11 protein-coding genes are annotated in these 13,873 nt (G+C 72.9%); 3 read left to right on the top strand and 8 right to left on the bottom strand.

Annotation, left to right across the window (positions count from 1 at the left end):
* Positions 1 to 23: 23 nt before the first annotated feature.
* Positions 24 to 953, bottom strand: coding sequence for an AraC family transcriptional regulator (locus ACGFT2_RS26005; RefSeq protein ID WP_393282257.1), 930 nt, complete (start codon positions 951 to 953; stop codon positions 24 to 26).
* A 243-nt stretch (positions 954 to 1,196) separates the two neighbouring features.
* Between ACGFT2_RS26005 and ACGFT2_RS26000 the strand changes: the two genes are divergently transcribed.
* From ACGFT2_RS26000 to ACGFT2_RS25990, 3 genes are all read left to right on the top strand, one after another.
* Complete coding sequence (locus ACGFT2_RS26000) at positions 1,197 to 6,374, top strand: ATP-dependent helicase (protein WP_393282254.1); 5,178 nt, start codon at positions 1,197 to 1,199, stop codon at positions 6,372 to 6,374.
* 152 nt (positions 6,375 to 6,526) lie between these two features.
* Positions 6,527 to 7,372, top strand: a complete 846-nt coding sequence (locus ACGFT2_RS25995) for a DNA-formamidopyrimidine glycosylase family protein (protein WP_393282251.1) — start codon at positions 6,527 to 6,529, stop codon at positions 7,370 to 7,372.
* 279 nt (positions 7,373 to 7,651) lie between these two features.
* Positions 7,652 to 8,416 (top strand): SDR family NAD(P)-dependent oxidoreductase, encoded by a 765-nt coding sequence (locus ACGFT2_RS25990; protein ID WP_393282249.1) that lies wholly within the window; start codon positions 7,652 to 7,654, stop codon positions 8,414 to 8,416.
* On the opposite strand, the gene ACGFT2_RS25985 is transcribed toward ACGFT2_RS25990, so the two are convergent.
* The 7 genes from ACGFT2_RS25985 to ACGFT2_RS25955 form a co-directional block, all read right to left on the bottom strand.
* Complete coding sequence (locus tag ACGFT2_RS25985) at positions 8,364 to 8,666, bottom strand: hypothetical protein (protein ID WP_393282841.1); 303 nt, start codon at positions 8,664 to 8,666, stop codon at positions 8,364 to 8,366. The two genes, ACGFT2_RS25990 and ACGFT2_RS25985, sit on opposite strands and share 53 nt — an antisense overlap.
* Before the next feature lie 163 nt (positions 8,667 to 8,829).
* A complete protein-coding gene (locus ACGFT2_RS25980; protein WP_393282247.1) occupies positions 8,830 to 9,300 on the bottom strand; it encodes a Dps family protein in 471 nt (156 codons plus the stop codon).
* A 158-nt stretch (positions 9,301 to 9,458) separates the two neighbouring features.
* On the bottom strand, positions 9,459 to 9,833 hold the full coding sequence (locus ACGFT2_RS25975) for a helix-turn-helix domain-containing protein (protein ID WP_393282245.1): 375 nt from the start codon (positions 9,831 to 9,833) through the stop codon (positions 9,459 to 9,461).
* A gap of 109 nt (positions 9,834 to 9,942) precedes the next feature.
* Entirely contained in the window at positions 9,943 to 10,488 is a 546-nt protein-coding gene (locus ACGFT2_RS25970; RefSeq protein ID WP_393282244.1) for a CinA family protein, read from the bottom strand.
* A complete protein-coding gene (gene pgsA / locus ACGFT2_RS25965; protein ID WP_393282242.1) occupies positions 10,485 to 11,276 on the bottom strand; it encodes a CDP-diacylglycerol--glycerol-3-phosphate 3-phosphatidyltransferase in 792 nt (263 codons plus the stop codon). Before pgsA ends, ACGFT2_RS25970 begins: the two co-directional genes overlap by 4 nt.
* Positions 11,273 to 12,742, bottom strand: coding sequence for a 30S ribosomal protein S12 methylthiotransferase RimO (gene rimO / locus ACGFT2_RS25960; protein ID WP_393282241.1), 1,470 nt, complete (start codon positions 12,740 to 12,742; stop codon positions 11,273 to 11,275). Before rimO ends, pgsA begins: the two co-directional genes overlap by 4 nt.
* A gap of 93 nt (positions 12,743 to 12,835) precedes the next feature.
* Positions 12,836 to 13,681, bottom strand: coding sequence for a helix-turn-helix domain-containing protein (locus ACGFT2_RS25955; protein WP_393282239.1), 846 nt, complete (start codon positions 13,679 to 13,681; stop codon positions 12,836 to 12,838).
* Positions 13,682 to 13,873 lie beyond the last annotated feature (192 nt).

Below are 13,873 nucleotides of genomic sequence, written 5' to 3'. Positions count from 1 at the left end.
GCCTCGGACCGTACGGGCGGGTCTCAGTCCAGGTCTTGTACGTTCTTGCGCTCGCGCTGGTAGGCACCCGGGGGTACGCCGACGATGCGGGCGAAGTGCCGGTTGAGGTGGGGCTGGTCGGTGAAGCCGACGGCCACGGCCGCCTCGGCGGGTGCCGTCCCGGCGTCCAGCAGGAGCCGTGCGCGGCGCACGCGGGCGTCGGTCAGCCAGGCGTGCGGCGGCATGCCGTAGGTGTCGCGGAACGCCCGCAGCAGTGCGAAGGGACTGGTCCCGAGGTCGGTGGCCAGCCGTTCCAGCGTCGGCGGCCCGGTCATCCGGTCTTCGAGCACCGCACGCGCGCGTGCGGCGGTCCGGGCTCCGGCCGACAGCGTGCGCCGCTGCGGCAGCGGTCCGCCGTTCAGCCGCAGCAGCCGGGTCACGGCGACCCTCAGCAGGGTGTCGGCGGCCAGCGCGTTGCCCTCCTCGGCTGCGCGCAGCACCTGGTGGACCAGGCGGACGGTGCGGGGATCGTCGAGCACCGGGCTGACGAAGCCCGGGGTGCCGCGGGCGGTGCCGGTCTCGGCGGCGATCGCGGCGACGACCTCGGGTGACGGGTAGAGCGCGCCGTACCGCCAGCCCTCCGGGACGCCGGCCCGGCCGGTGTGCGGAGTGTCCGGGTTGACCAGCGCGAGGGCACCCGCGCCGGCGGACACGTCGGAGCCTCGGTGGTGGAAGACCTCGACGCCGTCGGCGATGGCCGCGATCACGAAGTGCTCATGGGTGTGACGGACGAAGGTCTTGCTGACGTACCGGGCCCGCAGCAGGTCGACACCGGGCAGTTCCTCGTACCGCCAGTGCCGTGCGCGCTCCACCGGCCGGTCCCGGTCCCCGGTGGTCCGGTCCCCAGTGGTCCGGTCCTCAGTGGTCCGGTCCCGGCTCGGCCGGTCCTCGCGCCGCCCCGCTGCACCCGGCATGGGCCCATTGTCCGCCGTCCTGCTCCGCGACCGCCGTCCGGCCCCACGACGGACCACCGGCCCCCGGGAACACATCGCGTCCGCCGCGCCCGCCTCACGGCGTCTGCCCCGCCGCACGGCATCTTCCTCCGCCCACGGCATCAGCCTTTGCCCACCCGGTCGCACGCAGCGTCCACCCGAACCCGACGCACGGCGTCTGCCCAGGTCAGGGCGATTGTCAGTGGGCGGGTGCAGGATGGACGCATGGTCAGCCCAGCACATCGAGCCCTCGACGGCTTCTCGCCCGCGACCCGCGGCTGGTTCACGGGGGCGTTCCACGCGCCCACCGCGGCCCAGGCGGGCGCCTGGCAGGCCATCGGACAGGGCTCGGACGTGCTGGTGGTCGCCCCCACCGGCTCCGGCAAGACGCTGGCCGCGTTCCTGGCCGCACTCGATCAGCTGGCCTCCACCCCGCCCCCGGCAGACCCGAAGAAGCGCTGCCGGGTGCTGTACGTGTCTCCGCTGAAGGCCCTGGCGGTCGATGTCGAGCGCAACCTGCGCAGCCCGCTCACCGGCATCCGCCAGGAGTCCGTCCGGCTGGGTCAGCCGGAGCCCGAGATCCGGGTCGGCATCCGGTCCGGCGACACCCCGGCGGCCGAGCGGCGCGCCCTGTCCACGCGGCCACCGGACATCCTCATCACCACCCCCGAGTCGCTGTTCCTGATGCTGACCTCGGCCACGCGCGACGCGCTGACGGGCGTGGAGACGGTGATCCTGGACGAGGTGCACGCGGTCGCCGGCACCAAGCGCGGCGCCCACCTCGCGCTCTCCCTGGAGCGGCTGGACGAGTTGCTGCCGAAGCCGGCCCGCCGGATCGGCCTGTCGGCGACCGTGCGCCCGGTGGACGAGATCGCCCGGTATCTGTCCCCGCGCCGCAAGGTGGAGATCGTCCAGCCGGAGTCCGGCAAGGAGTTCGACCTCTCCGTGGTCGTCCCGGTCGAGGACATGGGCGAGCTGGGTGGCTCCCCGGCGGCCGAGGCCGCCGACGGCGGGGAGCGGCCGTCGATCTGGCCGCATGTGGAGGAGCGGATCGCCGATCTGGTCCAGTCCCACCGCTCCACGATCGTGTTCGCCAACTCCCGGCGGCTGGCGGAGCGACTGTGCAACCGGCTCAATGAGATCGCGTACGAGCGCGCGACCGGCGAGACCCTGGACGAGCACCATTCCCCCGCCGAGCTGATGGGCGGCTCGGGCGCGGCCCAGGGTGCGCCACCGGTGATCGCCCGCGCGCACCACGGGTCGGTCTCCAAGGAGCAGCGCGCCCTGGTGGAGGAGGACCTGAAAGCGGGCAGGCTGCCGGCCGTGGTCGCCACGTCCAGCCTGGAGCTGGGCATCGACATGGGCGCCGTGGACCTCGTGGTCCAGGTCGAGTCCCCACCGTCGGTGGCCTCCGGGCTCCAGCGCGTCGGCCGCGCGGGGCACCAGGTGGGTGCCGTCTCCACCGGTGTGGTCTTCCCCAAGTACCGGGGCGACCTCGTACAGGCGGCCGTCGTCACCGAGCGGATGCGCACCGGCTCGATCGAGTCACTGAAGGTGCCGGCGAACCCGCTGGACGTGCTGGCGCAGCAAGTGGTCGCCATGACCGCGCTGGACACCTGGCAGTTCGACGATCTGCTCGCCGTGGTCCGCCGTGCGGCCCCTTTCGCCTCGCTGCCCGAGTCGGCCTTCACGGCGGTCCTCGACATGCTCGCGGGACGCTACCCGTCCGACGCGTTCGCGGAGCTGCGCCCGCGCGTGGTGTGGGACCGCGTGACCGGTAACGTCACCGGCCGCCCGGGCGCCCAGCGACTCGCGGTCACTTCCGGCGGCACGATCCCGGACCGCGGCCTGTTCGGGGTCTTCCTCGCCGGTTCCGACCCCAAGAAGGGCGGCGGCCGGGTCGGCGAGCTGGACGAGGAGATGGTCTACGAGTCCCGGGTGGGAGACGTCTTCACACTGGGCACGAGTTCCTGGCGTATCGAGGACATCACCCGCGACCGGGTGCTGGTCTCCCCCGCGCCGGGCGTGCCCGGCCGGCTGCCGTTCTGGAAGGGCGACCAGCTGGGCCGCCCGCTGGAACTGGGCCGCGCGGTGGGGGCGTTCCTGCGCGAGGTCGGCTCGCTGTCCAAGGACGACGCCCGGCTGCGCCTGCTCGCCGCGGGCCTGGACACGTGGGCTTCGGACAACGTGCTGGCGTACCTGGACGAGCAGCGCGAGGCCTGCGGCCATGTACCGGACGACCGCACGATCGTCGTGGAGCGCTTCCGGGACGAACTGGGCGACTGGCGGGTCGTCGTCCACTCACCGTTCGGCGCCCAGGTCCACGCCCCCTGGGCCCTCGCGCTCGGTGCCCGCCTGTCCGAGCGGTACGGCATGGACGCGCAGGTCATGCACGCCGACGACGGCATCGTGCTGCGCCTGCCGGACGCCGATCTGATGGGTCTCGACCTGCTCGACCAGGAGCCGGCGAGGACCGGCACCGAGTTCGACGGCGAGCAGGCGCCGGTGGGTGCGGGCGACGTCGTCTTCGACAAGGGCGAGGTCGACCAGGTAGTCACCGACCAGGTCGGCGGCTCAGCCCTGTTCGCCTCCCGGTTCCGCGAGTGCGCGGCCCGCGCGCTGCTGCTGCCGCGCCGCAATCCCGGCAAGCGCACCCCGCTGTGGCAGCAGCGTCAGCGGGCGGCTCAACTGCTTCAGGTGGCGAGCGAGTTCGGTTCGTTCCCGATCGTGCTGGAAGCGGTCCGCGAGTGCCTCCAGGACGTGTTCGACGTCCCCGGCCTCGTCGAGCTGATGGGTGACATCGAGTCCCGCAAGGTGCGCCTGGTCGAGGTCACGACGCCGGAGCCGTCCCCGTTCGCCCGTTCCCTGCTGTTCGGGTACGTCGCCCAGTTCCTGTACGAGGGCGACTCCCCGCTCGCAGAGCGCCGCGCCGCCGCGCTCTCCCTGGACTCCCGGCTGCTGGCCGAGCTGCTGGGCCAGGCGGAGCTGCGCGAACTGCTCGACGCGGAGGTGCTGACCGAGCTGGAGCGCGAGCTGCAGTGGCTGTCCGAGGACCGCCGGGTCAAGGACGTGGAGTCGGTCGCCGACGTCCTGCGGCTGCTCGGTCCGCTGACCGAGGCCGAACTGACCGAGCGGGGCGCGGACGCGCAGTGGGCACGGGACCTGGCCGCCGCCCGGCGGGCGATCAAGGTCCGCATCGCCGGCACCGACCACTGGGCGGCGATCGAGGACGCGGGGCGACTGCGCGACGCGCTCGGCACAGCGCTGCCGGTGGGTGTCCCCGAGGCCTTCACCGAGCCGGTCAAGGACCCGCTGGGCGACCTCCTCGCCCGGTACGCCCGTACTCACGGCCCGTTCACCTCGGCCACCGCCGCGGCACGTTTCGGCCTGGGCGTCGCGGTCACCGAGGGCGCCCTGCACCGGCTCGCGGCGAACGGCCGGGTGGTCCAGGGCGAGTTCCACCCCGCCGGCATCGGGCAGGAGTGGTGCGACGCGACCGTCCTGCGCCGCCTGCGCCGCCGGTCCCTCGCGGCGCTCCGGCACGAACTGGAGCCTGTGGCACCGGCCGCGCTCGCCCAGTTCCTGCCGCAGTGGCAGCACATCGGCAAGGGCCACGGGCTGCGGGGCGTCGACGGACTGGTGCGCGCCGTGGAGCAGTTGCAGGGCGCATCCGTGCCCGCGTCCGCGCTCGAGAAGCTGGTCCTGCCCTCCCGCGTGGCGAGCTACACGCCGTCGATGCTCGACGAGCTGACCGCCGCGGGCGAGGTGGTGTGGGCCGGCGCGGGCGCCCTGCCCGGGAAGGACGGCTGGGTCTCGCTCTATCTGGCCGACGCGGCCCCGCTGCTGCTGCCGCCACCCCATCCGCTGGAGCTGACCGCACTCCACCAGTCGGTCCTCGACGCCCTCGCCGGCGGTTACGGCCTGTTCTTCCGGCAGATCGCCGACCAGGTCCGTGCCACCACTCACCCCGAGGCCACCGATCCCCAACTCGCGGACGCGCTCTGGGACCTGGCCTGGTCGGGCAGGCTCACCAACGACACCCTCACGCCGATGCGTTCCCTGCTGGGTTCGGGCCGTACGGCGGGTTCGACGGCCCACCGGGCCAAGCGCAATGTCCCGCGCGGCCGTTATGGCTCGCTGACGGCAGCCGCCCGTACCGCTTCCCGCACGGGGCCGCCGACGGTCGCCGGACGCTGGTCGCTGCTGCCCGTGATCGAACCGGACGCCACCGTGCGCGCCCACGCGCTGGCCCGCACCCTGCTCGACCGGCACGGCGTGGTCACCCGGGGAGCGGTGGCGGCGGAGGGGGTCGAGGGCGGCTTCTCCGCGGTGTACCGCGTGCTGTCCGCCTTCGAGGACAGCGGGCAGGCGAGGCGCGGTTACGTGGTGGAGGGGCTGGGCGCGGCCCAGTTCGCCATGGACGGCGCGGTGGACCGGCTGCGCGCCGTGTCCAACGCTCGCGAACGGGGCGAGTCCCTGCCCACCCCGGCCCCCGGAAACGGCTTCGCCGCCCCAGGCCTTCCGAACGGCCTCATGGGCCCGGCTCAACCCGACGACTTCTACGGCACGGCTCAGCGCCACGACTTCTACGACACGGTTCGGCCTCAGGGCTTCGACGGCCCGGCTCAGCCCAACGGCCTCTCCGATCCCGCTCGGCCGAACGGCTTCCCCGGCGCAGACCTGACGACCGGCTTCGCCGAGCCGGATTCCCCGAACCGCGTCACCCCACGAAGCGGCACCGGGAGCGACGGCGCCCCGCACGGCCGCACACCCCCGGGCGCCATCGACGGAGCCGACGGCGACGGATTCGCCCACCCCGGCCTGGACGACGACTTCACCTGGCCACCGACGGACGACCCCACCACCCCCGCCCCCGGTGACCATGTCTCCCCGCGCGAACTCGCCGACCCCTTCGCCTCCCCCGGATACGGCGGCCCCCGGGGAGGTGGAGCCACCGGTCACGGCCCGGCCGGGTACCGGAGCTACGGCAACAGCCGTGCGACCTCGCCCGACCCCGGTGCCGCGGTCCTCGCCGCGGCCGACCCGGCGAACGCCTACGGCGCGGCCCTGCCCTGGCCGGAGCCACCGACCGGCGCCGGTCACAAACCCGGCCGGAAGGCCGGCTCGCTGGTCGTCCTGGTGGCGGGCGAGCTGACGCTGTACATGGAACGCGGCGGCAAGACGCTGCTGGCCTGGCCCACGAGCCCGGACACCGCCGCTGACGACGATCCGCGCCTCCGCACGGCCGCCGAGGCCCTGGCCTCGGCCGCACGCGCGGGTTCCATCGGCACGGTCACGGTCGAGCGGATCAACGGCGCCCAGGCCCTGACGTCCCCCGTGGGCGCCCTGCTGGAGGCGGCGGGGTTCGTCGCCACACCGCGCGGCCTGCGGCTGAGAGCATGACCCGGAGCCTGCCCGCCGTCACCCCACCGCTGCGCCGGCCCACCCGGGCGAGCCGGACCGCCCCGCCACCGCCTGCGCCCCGCCACCGCCTGCCCCCACCGGCGCGAGGTACCACCTCGGCGAGCCGTGCCGTCGTTTGGCACCCTTGACACATGCCCGAAGGTGACACGGTCTGGCAGGCGGCGAAACGGCTGCACGGGGCCCTCGCGGGGAAGGCGCTGACGCGCAGCGACTTCCGGGTGCCGAAGTACGCCACGGTCGATCTCACGGGCCGCGAGGTCCTCAGCACGATTCCGCGTGGAAAGCACCTGCTCACCCGGTTCGAGGGCGGCCTGACCCTGCATACTCATCTGCGCATGGAGGGGGCGTGGAAGGTGTACGGCAGCGGTGAGCGCTGGCGTGGCGGACCGGCGCACCAGATCCGCGTGCTTCTCGGCACCGCCGACCGCACGGCCGTCGGCTACCGCCTGCAGGTCCTGGAGTTGCTGCGCACGGGCGAGGAGGAGCGCGTCGTCGGCCACCTCGGTCCCGACCTGCTCGGCCCGGACTGGAACCCCGGGCGCGCCCTGGCCAACCTCCTCGCGGACCCCGCCCGCCCGCTCGGCGAGGCCCTGCTCGACCAGCGCAATCTGGCCGGGATCGGCAACGTCTACAAGAGCGAGCTGTGCTTCCTGCTCGGCGTGACGCCCTGGCTGCCGGTCGGTGCGCTCCCGGCGGACCGCGCCGAGAAGCTGCCCGCCGTGGCGCAGAGGCTGCTGGAGGTCAACCGCGACCGCCCGGTCCGGCAGACCACGGGACTGCACGGACCCGACCTGTTCGTCTACGGCCGCGCGCCCCGCCCCTGCCTGCGCTGTCGCACCTCGGTCCGGGTGGCCGACCAGGGCGACGGCTCCCAGGACCGGCCCACGTACTGGTGCCCCACCTGCCAGACGGGCCCCGCCCCCGGACCGGGAGCCCCCCAGCGGTGGCGAGACCGCTACCCCCGCCGCACCGGCTGACCCGCCTCCAGGGCGCGCCCCGACCCCATCGGCTGCACCGGCTGCACCGCCGTCCCACCCGGCCGGCCACCTCGCCCCGGGCCGCTCTGCGCGTGCCGCCACCCCACCCTCACCGGTCCGACCACCCCGGTCCGACCACCTTCTCCTCGACGGCGGTCCCCCGCACGGCAATCGGCGACGACGTACCGACCGGCGACCAGCCGACGTTCGACGGCCACCCTACGATCGGCGGTGGCAGCACAATTGACGGGCCGTCAGATGTGCTCGTACGGTCGCTTCATGGCCCTCACGGCGTACGACCTCACCGGGCGCACCGCGTTCGTCACCGGGGCGGCGGGTGGTATCGGCCGGGCCTCGGCCGTGCTGCTCGCCGAAGCGGGTGCCACGGTGCACTGCGCGGACCGGGACGCGGACGGCCTGTACGGCACGGCGTCGCTGGTCGAGGACCGCGGCGGCACGGCCCGTGTGCACGTTCTCGACGTCACCGACCGGGCCCGGCTCGCCGAGGCCGTCCGGTCCTGCGGGCGATTGGACGTAATGGCGGCGATCGCCGGGATCATGCACAGCAGCCCCGTGCTGGAGACCCGGGACGAGGACCTCGACCGGGTGCTGGACGTCAATTTCAAGGGCGTGCTGTACGCATGCCAGGAAGCGGCGCGGCTGATGATCGCCCACGAGGTCCGGGGCAGCATCGTCACCATGGCCTCCGGCGCGGTCGACACCGGCGGGGCCGGACTGCTCTGCTACGGCGCGGCGAAGGCGGCCGTGGTGCAGCTGACCAGGACCCTGGCGACGGAGATCGGCCGGCACGGTGTCCGGGTCAACGCGATCGCGCCCGGCTGGGTGCGTACCCCCATGACCGAACGCCACGACCGCAGGGCGCAGGAGCACACCGAGGCGGCGATGGTGCGGATGACACCTCTGGGGCGGGTCGGTGAGCCGGAGGACGTCGCGCACATGGTGCTGCACCTGGCGTCGGACGCTTCGGCGTTCACGACGGGGCAGATCCTTCGCCCGAACGGGGGTGTGGCGATGCCCTGGTGACGTCCACCGCGCGCCGCAGGCCGGTCCAGCGCCCGGCCGGCAGGTCCCCGGTCGCGTTCCCCTTGGGCGCGCAGTGCACGGGAAGCAGGCTCAGCCCCCAGCCGCCGGCCACGACGGCCCCCTCCAGCACGCCCGCCCCCTCCCCCAGCGTGAGTCGCAGCACGGCCCACCACCACGCCGCGCCCAGCCCGAGGGCGGCTCCCCAGCGCACCGCCGTCGCCGGTCCCGTCCTCGCTATTCGCCCCACCATGGCCGTCGCCGGTCCCGTCCGCACTATTCGCCCCACCATGCGCGCCACCACCTCCTGCCGAACGCTATGCGGTGCCCTCGGTCACCGAGAGGGCGCATCGAGGGCACACGGACGCAGACGCGCCGGTCCCGAGGATGAGGCGTGCACCGGGGCGGTCGCGGTGTCAGGCGTGCTCGGCCTGGAACATCCAGTGGTGCTTCTCCAGATCCGCCGTGATCCCGATCAGGAGGTCCTGCGACACGGGGTCCGCCGCTCCGGTCCCGTTCACCCGCTCTCGCATCCGGGTGATCACCGCGCCGAGGGCGTCCACCATGGCCCCGACGGCGTCCGTGTCCTTGATCCAGCCGGCCGGAGCGGTCTTGAGGCCGCTGCCCGAGGCCACCGTGGCGGCGCGTCCGTCGGGCGGCACGCCCAGGGCCGAGGCCCGCTCGGCGACGGTGTCGGAGTGGGCGCGGGCGGAGGCGACGACCTCGTCGAGCTGGAGGTGGATGGACCGGAACCGGGGGCCCACGACGTTCCAGTGGATCTGCTTGGCGACCAGTGACAGGTCGACGAGGTCGACGAGGGCGCCCTGCAGCGCCTCGGACACGGTCTTCAGGTCCACGTCGGCCAACGGGCTCTTCACGACGTACATCCGCTTCCTCCGGTGCTCGGGCCCCGCCACGTCCCTCCACCATGACCGCACCACCGGACCGCGGCAACGCGAAGCCCCGGCCGGCTTCCCAGGGCGTTTCCTGGGGAAGCCGGCCGGGGCCTCATTCGTATCGGGTTGCTAGGCCGCGCACGCGTGTCTCACGCGGCGACGACGTCCACCGCCTCCGCGGGCGCCTTGATGGTCACCCGTTCCGGTGGCACACCGGTCACCGACACGGTACCCAGCATCGGACGGACCGGCGTGGGCACGGGCTCGGTGGCCGCGGCGGACTGGGCCAGTTCGGCGAGCGCCAGCTCGTCGCTCACTTCACGCATGAGTTCCGACATCCGTACGTCCAGCGCGTCGCAGATGGCGGAGAGCAGCTCGGAGGAAGCCTCCTTCTGCCCCCGCTCCACCTCGGAGAGATAGCCGAGTGAGACTCGGGCGGACGAGGAGACTTCGCGCAGAGTACGGCCCTGGCGTTGGCGCTGCCGACGCAGCACGTCACCCAGCAGGCGACGGAGCAGAATCATCGGTGGCTCCCTCCTCGGACCGCGTAGCCGCATCCTTCTCGCCCCACCGTACCGCCTTGCGCCGCGGCCGTGCGGGGAGCGATGTCGTGTTCACTCAGGGCTGCAAACATCAAAACCCCCCGTTCCGTTCCGTATCCTGTGCCCGCTCATTCCCGGTCTGTTCGCCCGCAAGCCGCTCCAGGAGCACTGCGAGTACGCTCCGTACACTCTCCATACGAATTTCCGCGCGGCTGCCGTTCAACCGCAGGGCCTCGACTTTTCCTCCACCGGCAGAACCGGGGAGGCCGGCGAGCGGCCCGTCGACGGCCACGAACACCGTCCCGACGGGCTTGCCGTCCTGCGGATCGGGGCCCGCCACCCCGGTGGTGGCGATGCCCCAGTCGGCTCCGAGGTTCTTGCGGACTCCGGCCGCCATCTGGGCTGCGACCTGCGGGTCCACCGCGCCGCTCCGGGCCAGCAGGGCGGCGTCGACGCCCAGCAGCTCGTACTTGAGATCGGTGGCGTAGGCGGTGACCGAGCCCCGGAACACCTTGGACGCACCGGGCACGGACGTGATCTCCGCCGCCACCAGGCCACCGGTGAGCGACTCGGCGACGGCGAGGGTCTGATCCCTCACGGTCAGTAGTCGCACCAGTTCGGTGGCCACGGAACTCACGCTTCCTTCTCCTCCAACGCCGCCGCGCGCTCGGCGATTCCCCGCCTGCGCAGCACGACGGCCTGTCGCACGTAGTCGAGGCCGGTGACGACGGTGAGGACGACCGCCGCGGCCATCACCCAGAACCTCAGGGTGGCCAGCCACCCGGTCAGTGCCAGGACGTACATCCCGACGGCCACGCCCTGGGTGAGGGTCTTGAGCTTGCCACCGCGGCTGGCGGGAATCACGCCGTAGCGGATGACCAGGAAACGCAGCAGCGTGATGCCGAGTTCCCGGCCGAGGATCACGGCCGTCACCCACCACGGCAGATCACCAAGGGCGGACAGACAGATGAGCGCCGCCCCCATGATGGCCTTGTCGGCGATGGGGTCGGCGATCTTCCCGAAGTCGGTGACCAGGTTGTAGGTGCGTGCCAGATGCCCGTCGAACAGGTCGGTGATCATGGCGACGGCGAAGGCCGCCCAGGCCAGCGAGCGCCAGGCCGGGTCGTAGCCGCCGTCGGCCAGCATCAGCGCGACGAAGCCGGGCACCAGCAGGAGCCGGAGCATGGTCAGCAGATTGGCTACGTTCCAGACGCTCGCCTGGTTGACGGCCGCGGCCGCGATCTTCGCGCCGCGGGGGGGCCTGGACCCGTCACCGGGATCGGTGGCGGAGGCCTGGAGCGGGCCGGCAGGACCTGAAGCAGAAGCGGAGACCTCGGAGGCGGCGCCGTCGGCAGCGGCGGTGGAACTCCGGGCGCCGTGCGCGCCGGGTGAGCCGCCCGCGGCGGATGCCGGGACTCCGGTCATCTGCCCGCCTCCTCACCACACCCGAGCGAGCCGGTCACCGGCTCGGCCACCAGGTCGACACCTTCCGTACCGACCACCTTCGCCTCGACCATACGTCCGACGCTCAGGGCCTCGCCGCTCGTGAGCAGCACTTGGCCGTCCGTCTCCGGCGCCTGGTGCGCGGCGCGACCGTGCACGCCCTCCTCGTCCACGGACTCCACCAGGACGTGCACGGTCTCGCCGACGCGCTCCTCGGCGCGCTGCGAGACCAGCTCCTCGGCCAGCCGGGAGATGTGGGCCAGGCGCTCGGCGACGACGTCCTCGTCCAGCTTGCCGTCGTACGTCGCCGCCTCCGTGCCCTCCTCGTCGGAGTAGCCGAAGACACCGATGGCGTCCAGGCGGGCGCCGTTCAGGAAGCGCTCCAGCTCGGCGAGGTCCGACTCGCTCTCGCCGGGGAAGCCGACGATGAAGTTGGAGCGCACGCCGGCCTCGGGGGCCTTGCCGCGGATCGTGTCGAGCAGCTCCAGGAAGCGGTCGGTGTCGCCGAAGCGGCGCATGGAGCGCAGCACGTCCGGCGCGGAGTGCTGGAAGGAGAGGTCGAAGTAGGGGGTGACCTTCGGGGTGGAGGTCAGTACGTCGATGAGGCCGGGGCGCATCTCGGCCGGCTGCAGGTAGCTCACCCGCACCCGCTCGATGCCGTCGACCTCGGCCAGCTCCGGCAGCAGGGACTCCAGCAGGCGGATGTCGCCCAGGTCCTTGCCGTAGGAGGTGTTGTTCTCCGAGACCAGCATGACCTCCTTCACGCCCTGCTCGGCCAGCCAGCGGGTCTCGTTCAGCACGTCGCTGGGGCGGCGGGAGATGAAGGAGCCGCGGAAGGACGGGATGGCGCAGAAGGAGCAGCGCCGGTCGCAGCCGGAGGCGAGCTTGACCGAGGCGACCGGGGAGCCGCCCAGGCGCCGGCGCAGGGGCGCGCGGGGGCCGGAGGCGGGCGCCAGGCCCTCGGGGAGGTCGACCGGGCCGTGGCCGGGCAGCGCGACGGAGGCGGCCGACTCCTGCCGCTCGGCCGGGCTGATCGGCAGGAGCTTGCGGCGGTCGCGCGGGGTGTGGGCGGCGTGGACGCCGCCGGACAGGATGGTCTGCAGACGGTCGGAGATGTCCGAGTAGTCGTCGAAGCCGAGCACGCCGTCGGCCTCGGGCAGCGCCTCGGCCAGCTCCTTGCCGTACCGCTCGGCCATGCAGCCCACCGCCACGACGGCCTGGGTTCTTCCATGGTCCTTGAGGTCGTTGGCCTCCAGCAGGGCGTCGACGGAGTCCTTCTTGGCGGCTTCGACGAAGCCACAGGTGTTGACCACGGCGACGTCGGCGTCCGCGGCGTCCTCGACGAGCTGCCAGCCGTCCGCCTCCAAACGGCCTGCGAGCTCCTCGGAATCCACCTCGTTACGGGCGCAGCCGAGAGTGACGAGTGCGACGGTACGGCGTTCAGGCATGGGCTCAAGACTACTTCGTCTCGCCGACACCCCACGTCGACGGGGTTGGCCGATCGTGGCCGACCCCGTCACATCCGCTCCGCCGAGGTGCCCTCAGCCGGCCTCGGGGTCGCCCTTGGTGTACGTGAGGCGCTCCACCGAGCCCTGCCGGAAGTTGTCCTCGATCTTCTTGCCGTTGACGTAGAGCTGGATCGCGCCCGCGTCACCGAGGATCAGATTGATCTTGGAGCTGTCCTGGAAGGTCTTGGACTCGCCCTTCTTCAGCAGCCCGTCGAAGAGCATCCGGCCGTTGTGGTCCTTGGCCGAGATCCAGCTGCGCCCGTTCGGCGCGCCGACCTGGACGGTGACCTTGTCCTGGGGTGCGGCGGCGATGGCGCTGTCGGTCGGCTCGCCGGACGGCGCGGCGGGCTTGTCCTTCTTGGTCGTGGGCGAGGCGGACCTGCTGGCGGCGGGGGCGGCACCGCCGTCGGCGAGCTGCGACTTCGCGTCGCTGTCGTCGCCGCCGCCCTTGAACGCGGTGAACCCGACGAAGCCGATCACGACGACGATCGCGGCCACCATCGCCGCGGTCCAGTTCGGCCCACGCCGCTCGGGACGGATCCGCTCCGCCTCGAACAGGGGCGCGGCGGGCGTGGGCGCGGGGCGGCCGCCGTGCTCCGCGTCGTACCGGGCGATCAGCGGCTCGGGGTCGAGATGGACGGCCCTGGCCAGTGTGCGGAGGTGCCCGCGGGCGTACACGTCGCCACCGCAGGGGGCGAAGTCGTCGGCCTCGATGGCGTGCACGATGGCGATGCGGACACGAGTGGCGCTACTGACTTCGTCCACGGTGAGCCCGGCCGCGATCCGCGCCTGCTGCAGGGCGCGGCCCACGGAGACACGGGCTTCCTGGGACTCGTCTCGGGACGGACGCTCGTCTTCAGGGGAGTTGCCGATGGACACGGGGGCGCCTTTCGAGCGTGTAGCCACCTGTGCTGGAAGCTCAGTCTAGGGGGGGTACGAAAGGGTGGGGCAACCGGGCGGTCCAACTTTGCACGTCATCGGAACGCCCGAAATTCCGATCGTTGGACAAGCAGATACCCCGGGACGGGGCGCCTACCTGTCCTCTCGCTCAACTGGACGTATGACAAAGGG

It is taken from the genome of Streptomyces sp. NPDC048514, from assembly GCF_043199955.1.
GTDB lineage: Bacteria > Actinomycetota > Actinomycetes > Streptomycetales > Streptomycetaceae > Streptomyces.
The sequence above is the reverse complement of the archived record's forward strand: the minus strand, read 5'-3'. Positions and strand labels throughout refer to the sequence as shown.

What these genes read in the sequence shown, in the direction of transcription:
- ACGFT2_RS25990 (WP_393282249.1), top strand. Translation starts at nt 7,652, where the DNA reads ATGGCCCTCACGGCGTACGACCTCACCGGGCGCACCGCGTTCGTCACC.
- ACGFT2_RS25985 (WP_393282841.1), bottom strand. Translation starts at nt 8,666, where the DNA reads ATGGTGGGGCGAATAGCGAGGACGGGACCGGCGACGGCGGTGCGCTGG.
- rimO (WP_393282241.1), bottom strand. Translation starts at nt 12,742, where the DNA reads ATGCCTGAACGCCGTACCGTCGCACTCGTCACTCTCGGCTGCGCCCGT.
- ACGFT2_RS25995 (WP_393282251.1), top strand. Translation starts at nt 6,527, where the DNA reads ATGCCCGAAGGTGACACGGTCTGGCAGGCGGCGAAACGGCTGCACGGG.
- ACGFT2_RS25975 (WP_393282245.1), bottom strand. Translation starts at nt 9,833, where the DNA reads ATGATTCTGCTCCGTCGCCTGCTGGGTGACGTGCTGCGTCGGCAGCGC.
- ACGFT2_RS26005 (WP_393282257.1), bottom strand. Translation starts at nt 953, where the DNA reads ATGCCGGGTGCAGCGGGGCGGCGCGAGGACCGGCCGAGCCGGGACCGG.
- ACGFT2_RS25980 (WP_393282247.1), bottom strand. Translation starts at nt 9,300, where the DNA reads ATGTACGTCGTGAAGAGCCCGTTGGCCGACGTGGACCTGAAGACCGTG.
- ACGFT2_RS26000 (WP_393282254.1), top strand. Translation starts at nt 1,197, where the DNA reads ATGGTCAGCCCAGCACATCGAGCCCTCGACGGCTTCTCGCCCGCGACC.
- pgsA (WP_393282242.1), bottom strand. Translation starts at nt 11,276, where the DNA reads ATGACCGGAGTCCCGGCATCCGCCGCGGGCGGCTCACCCGGCGCGCAC.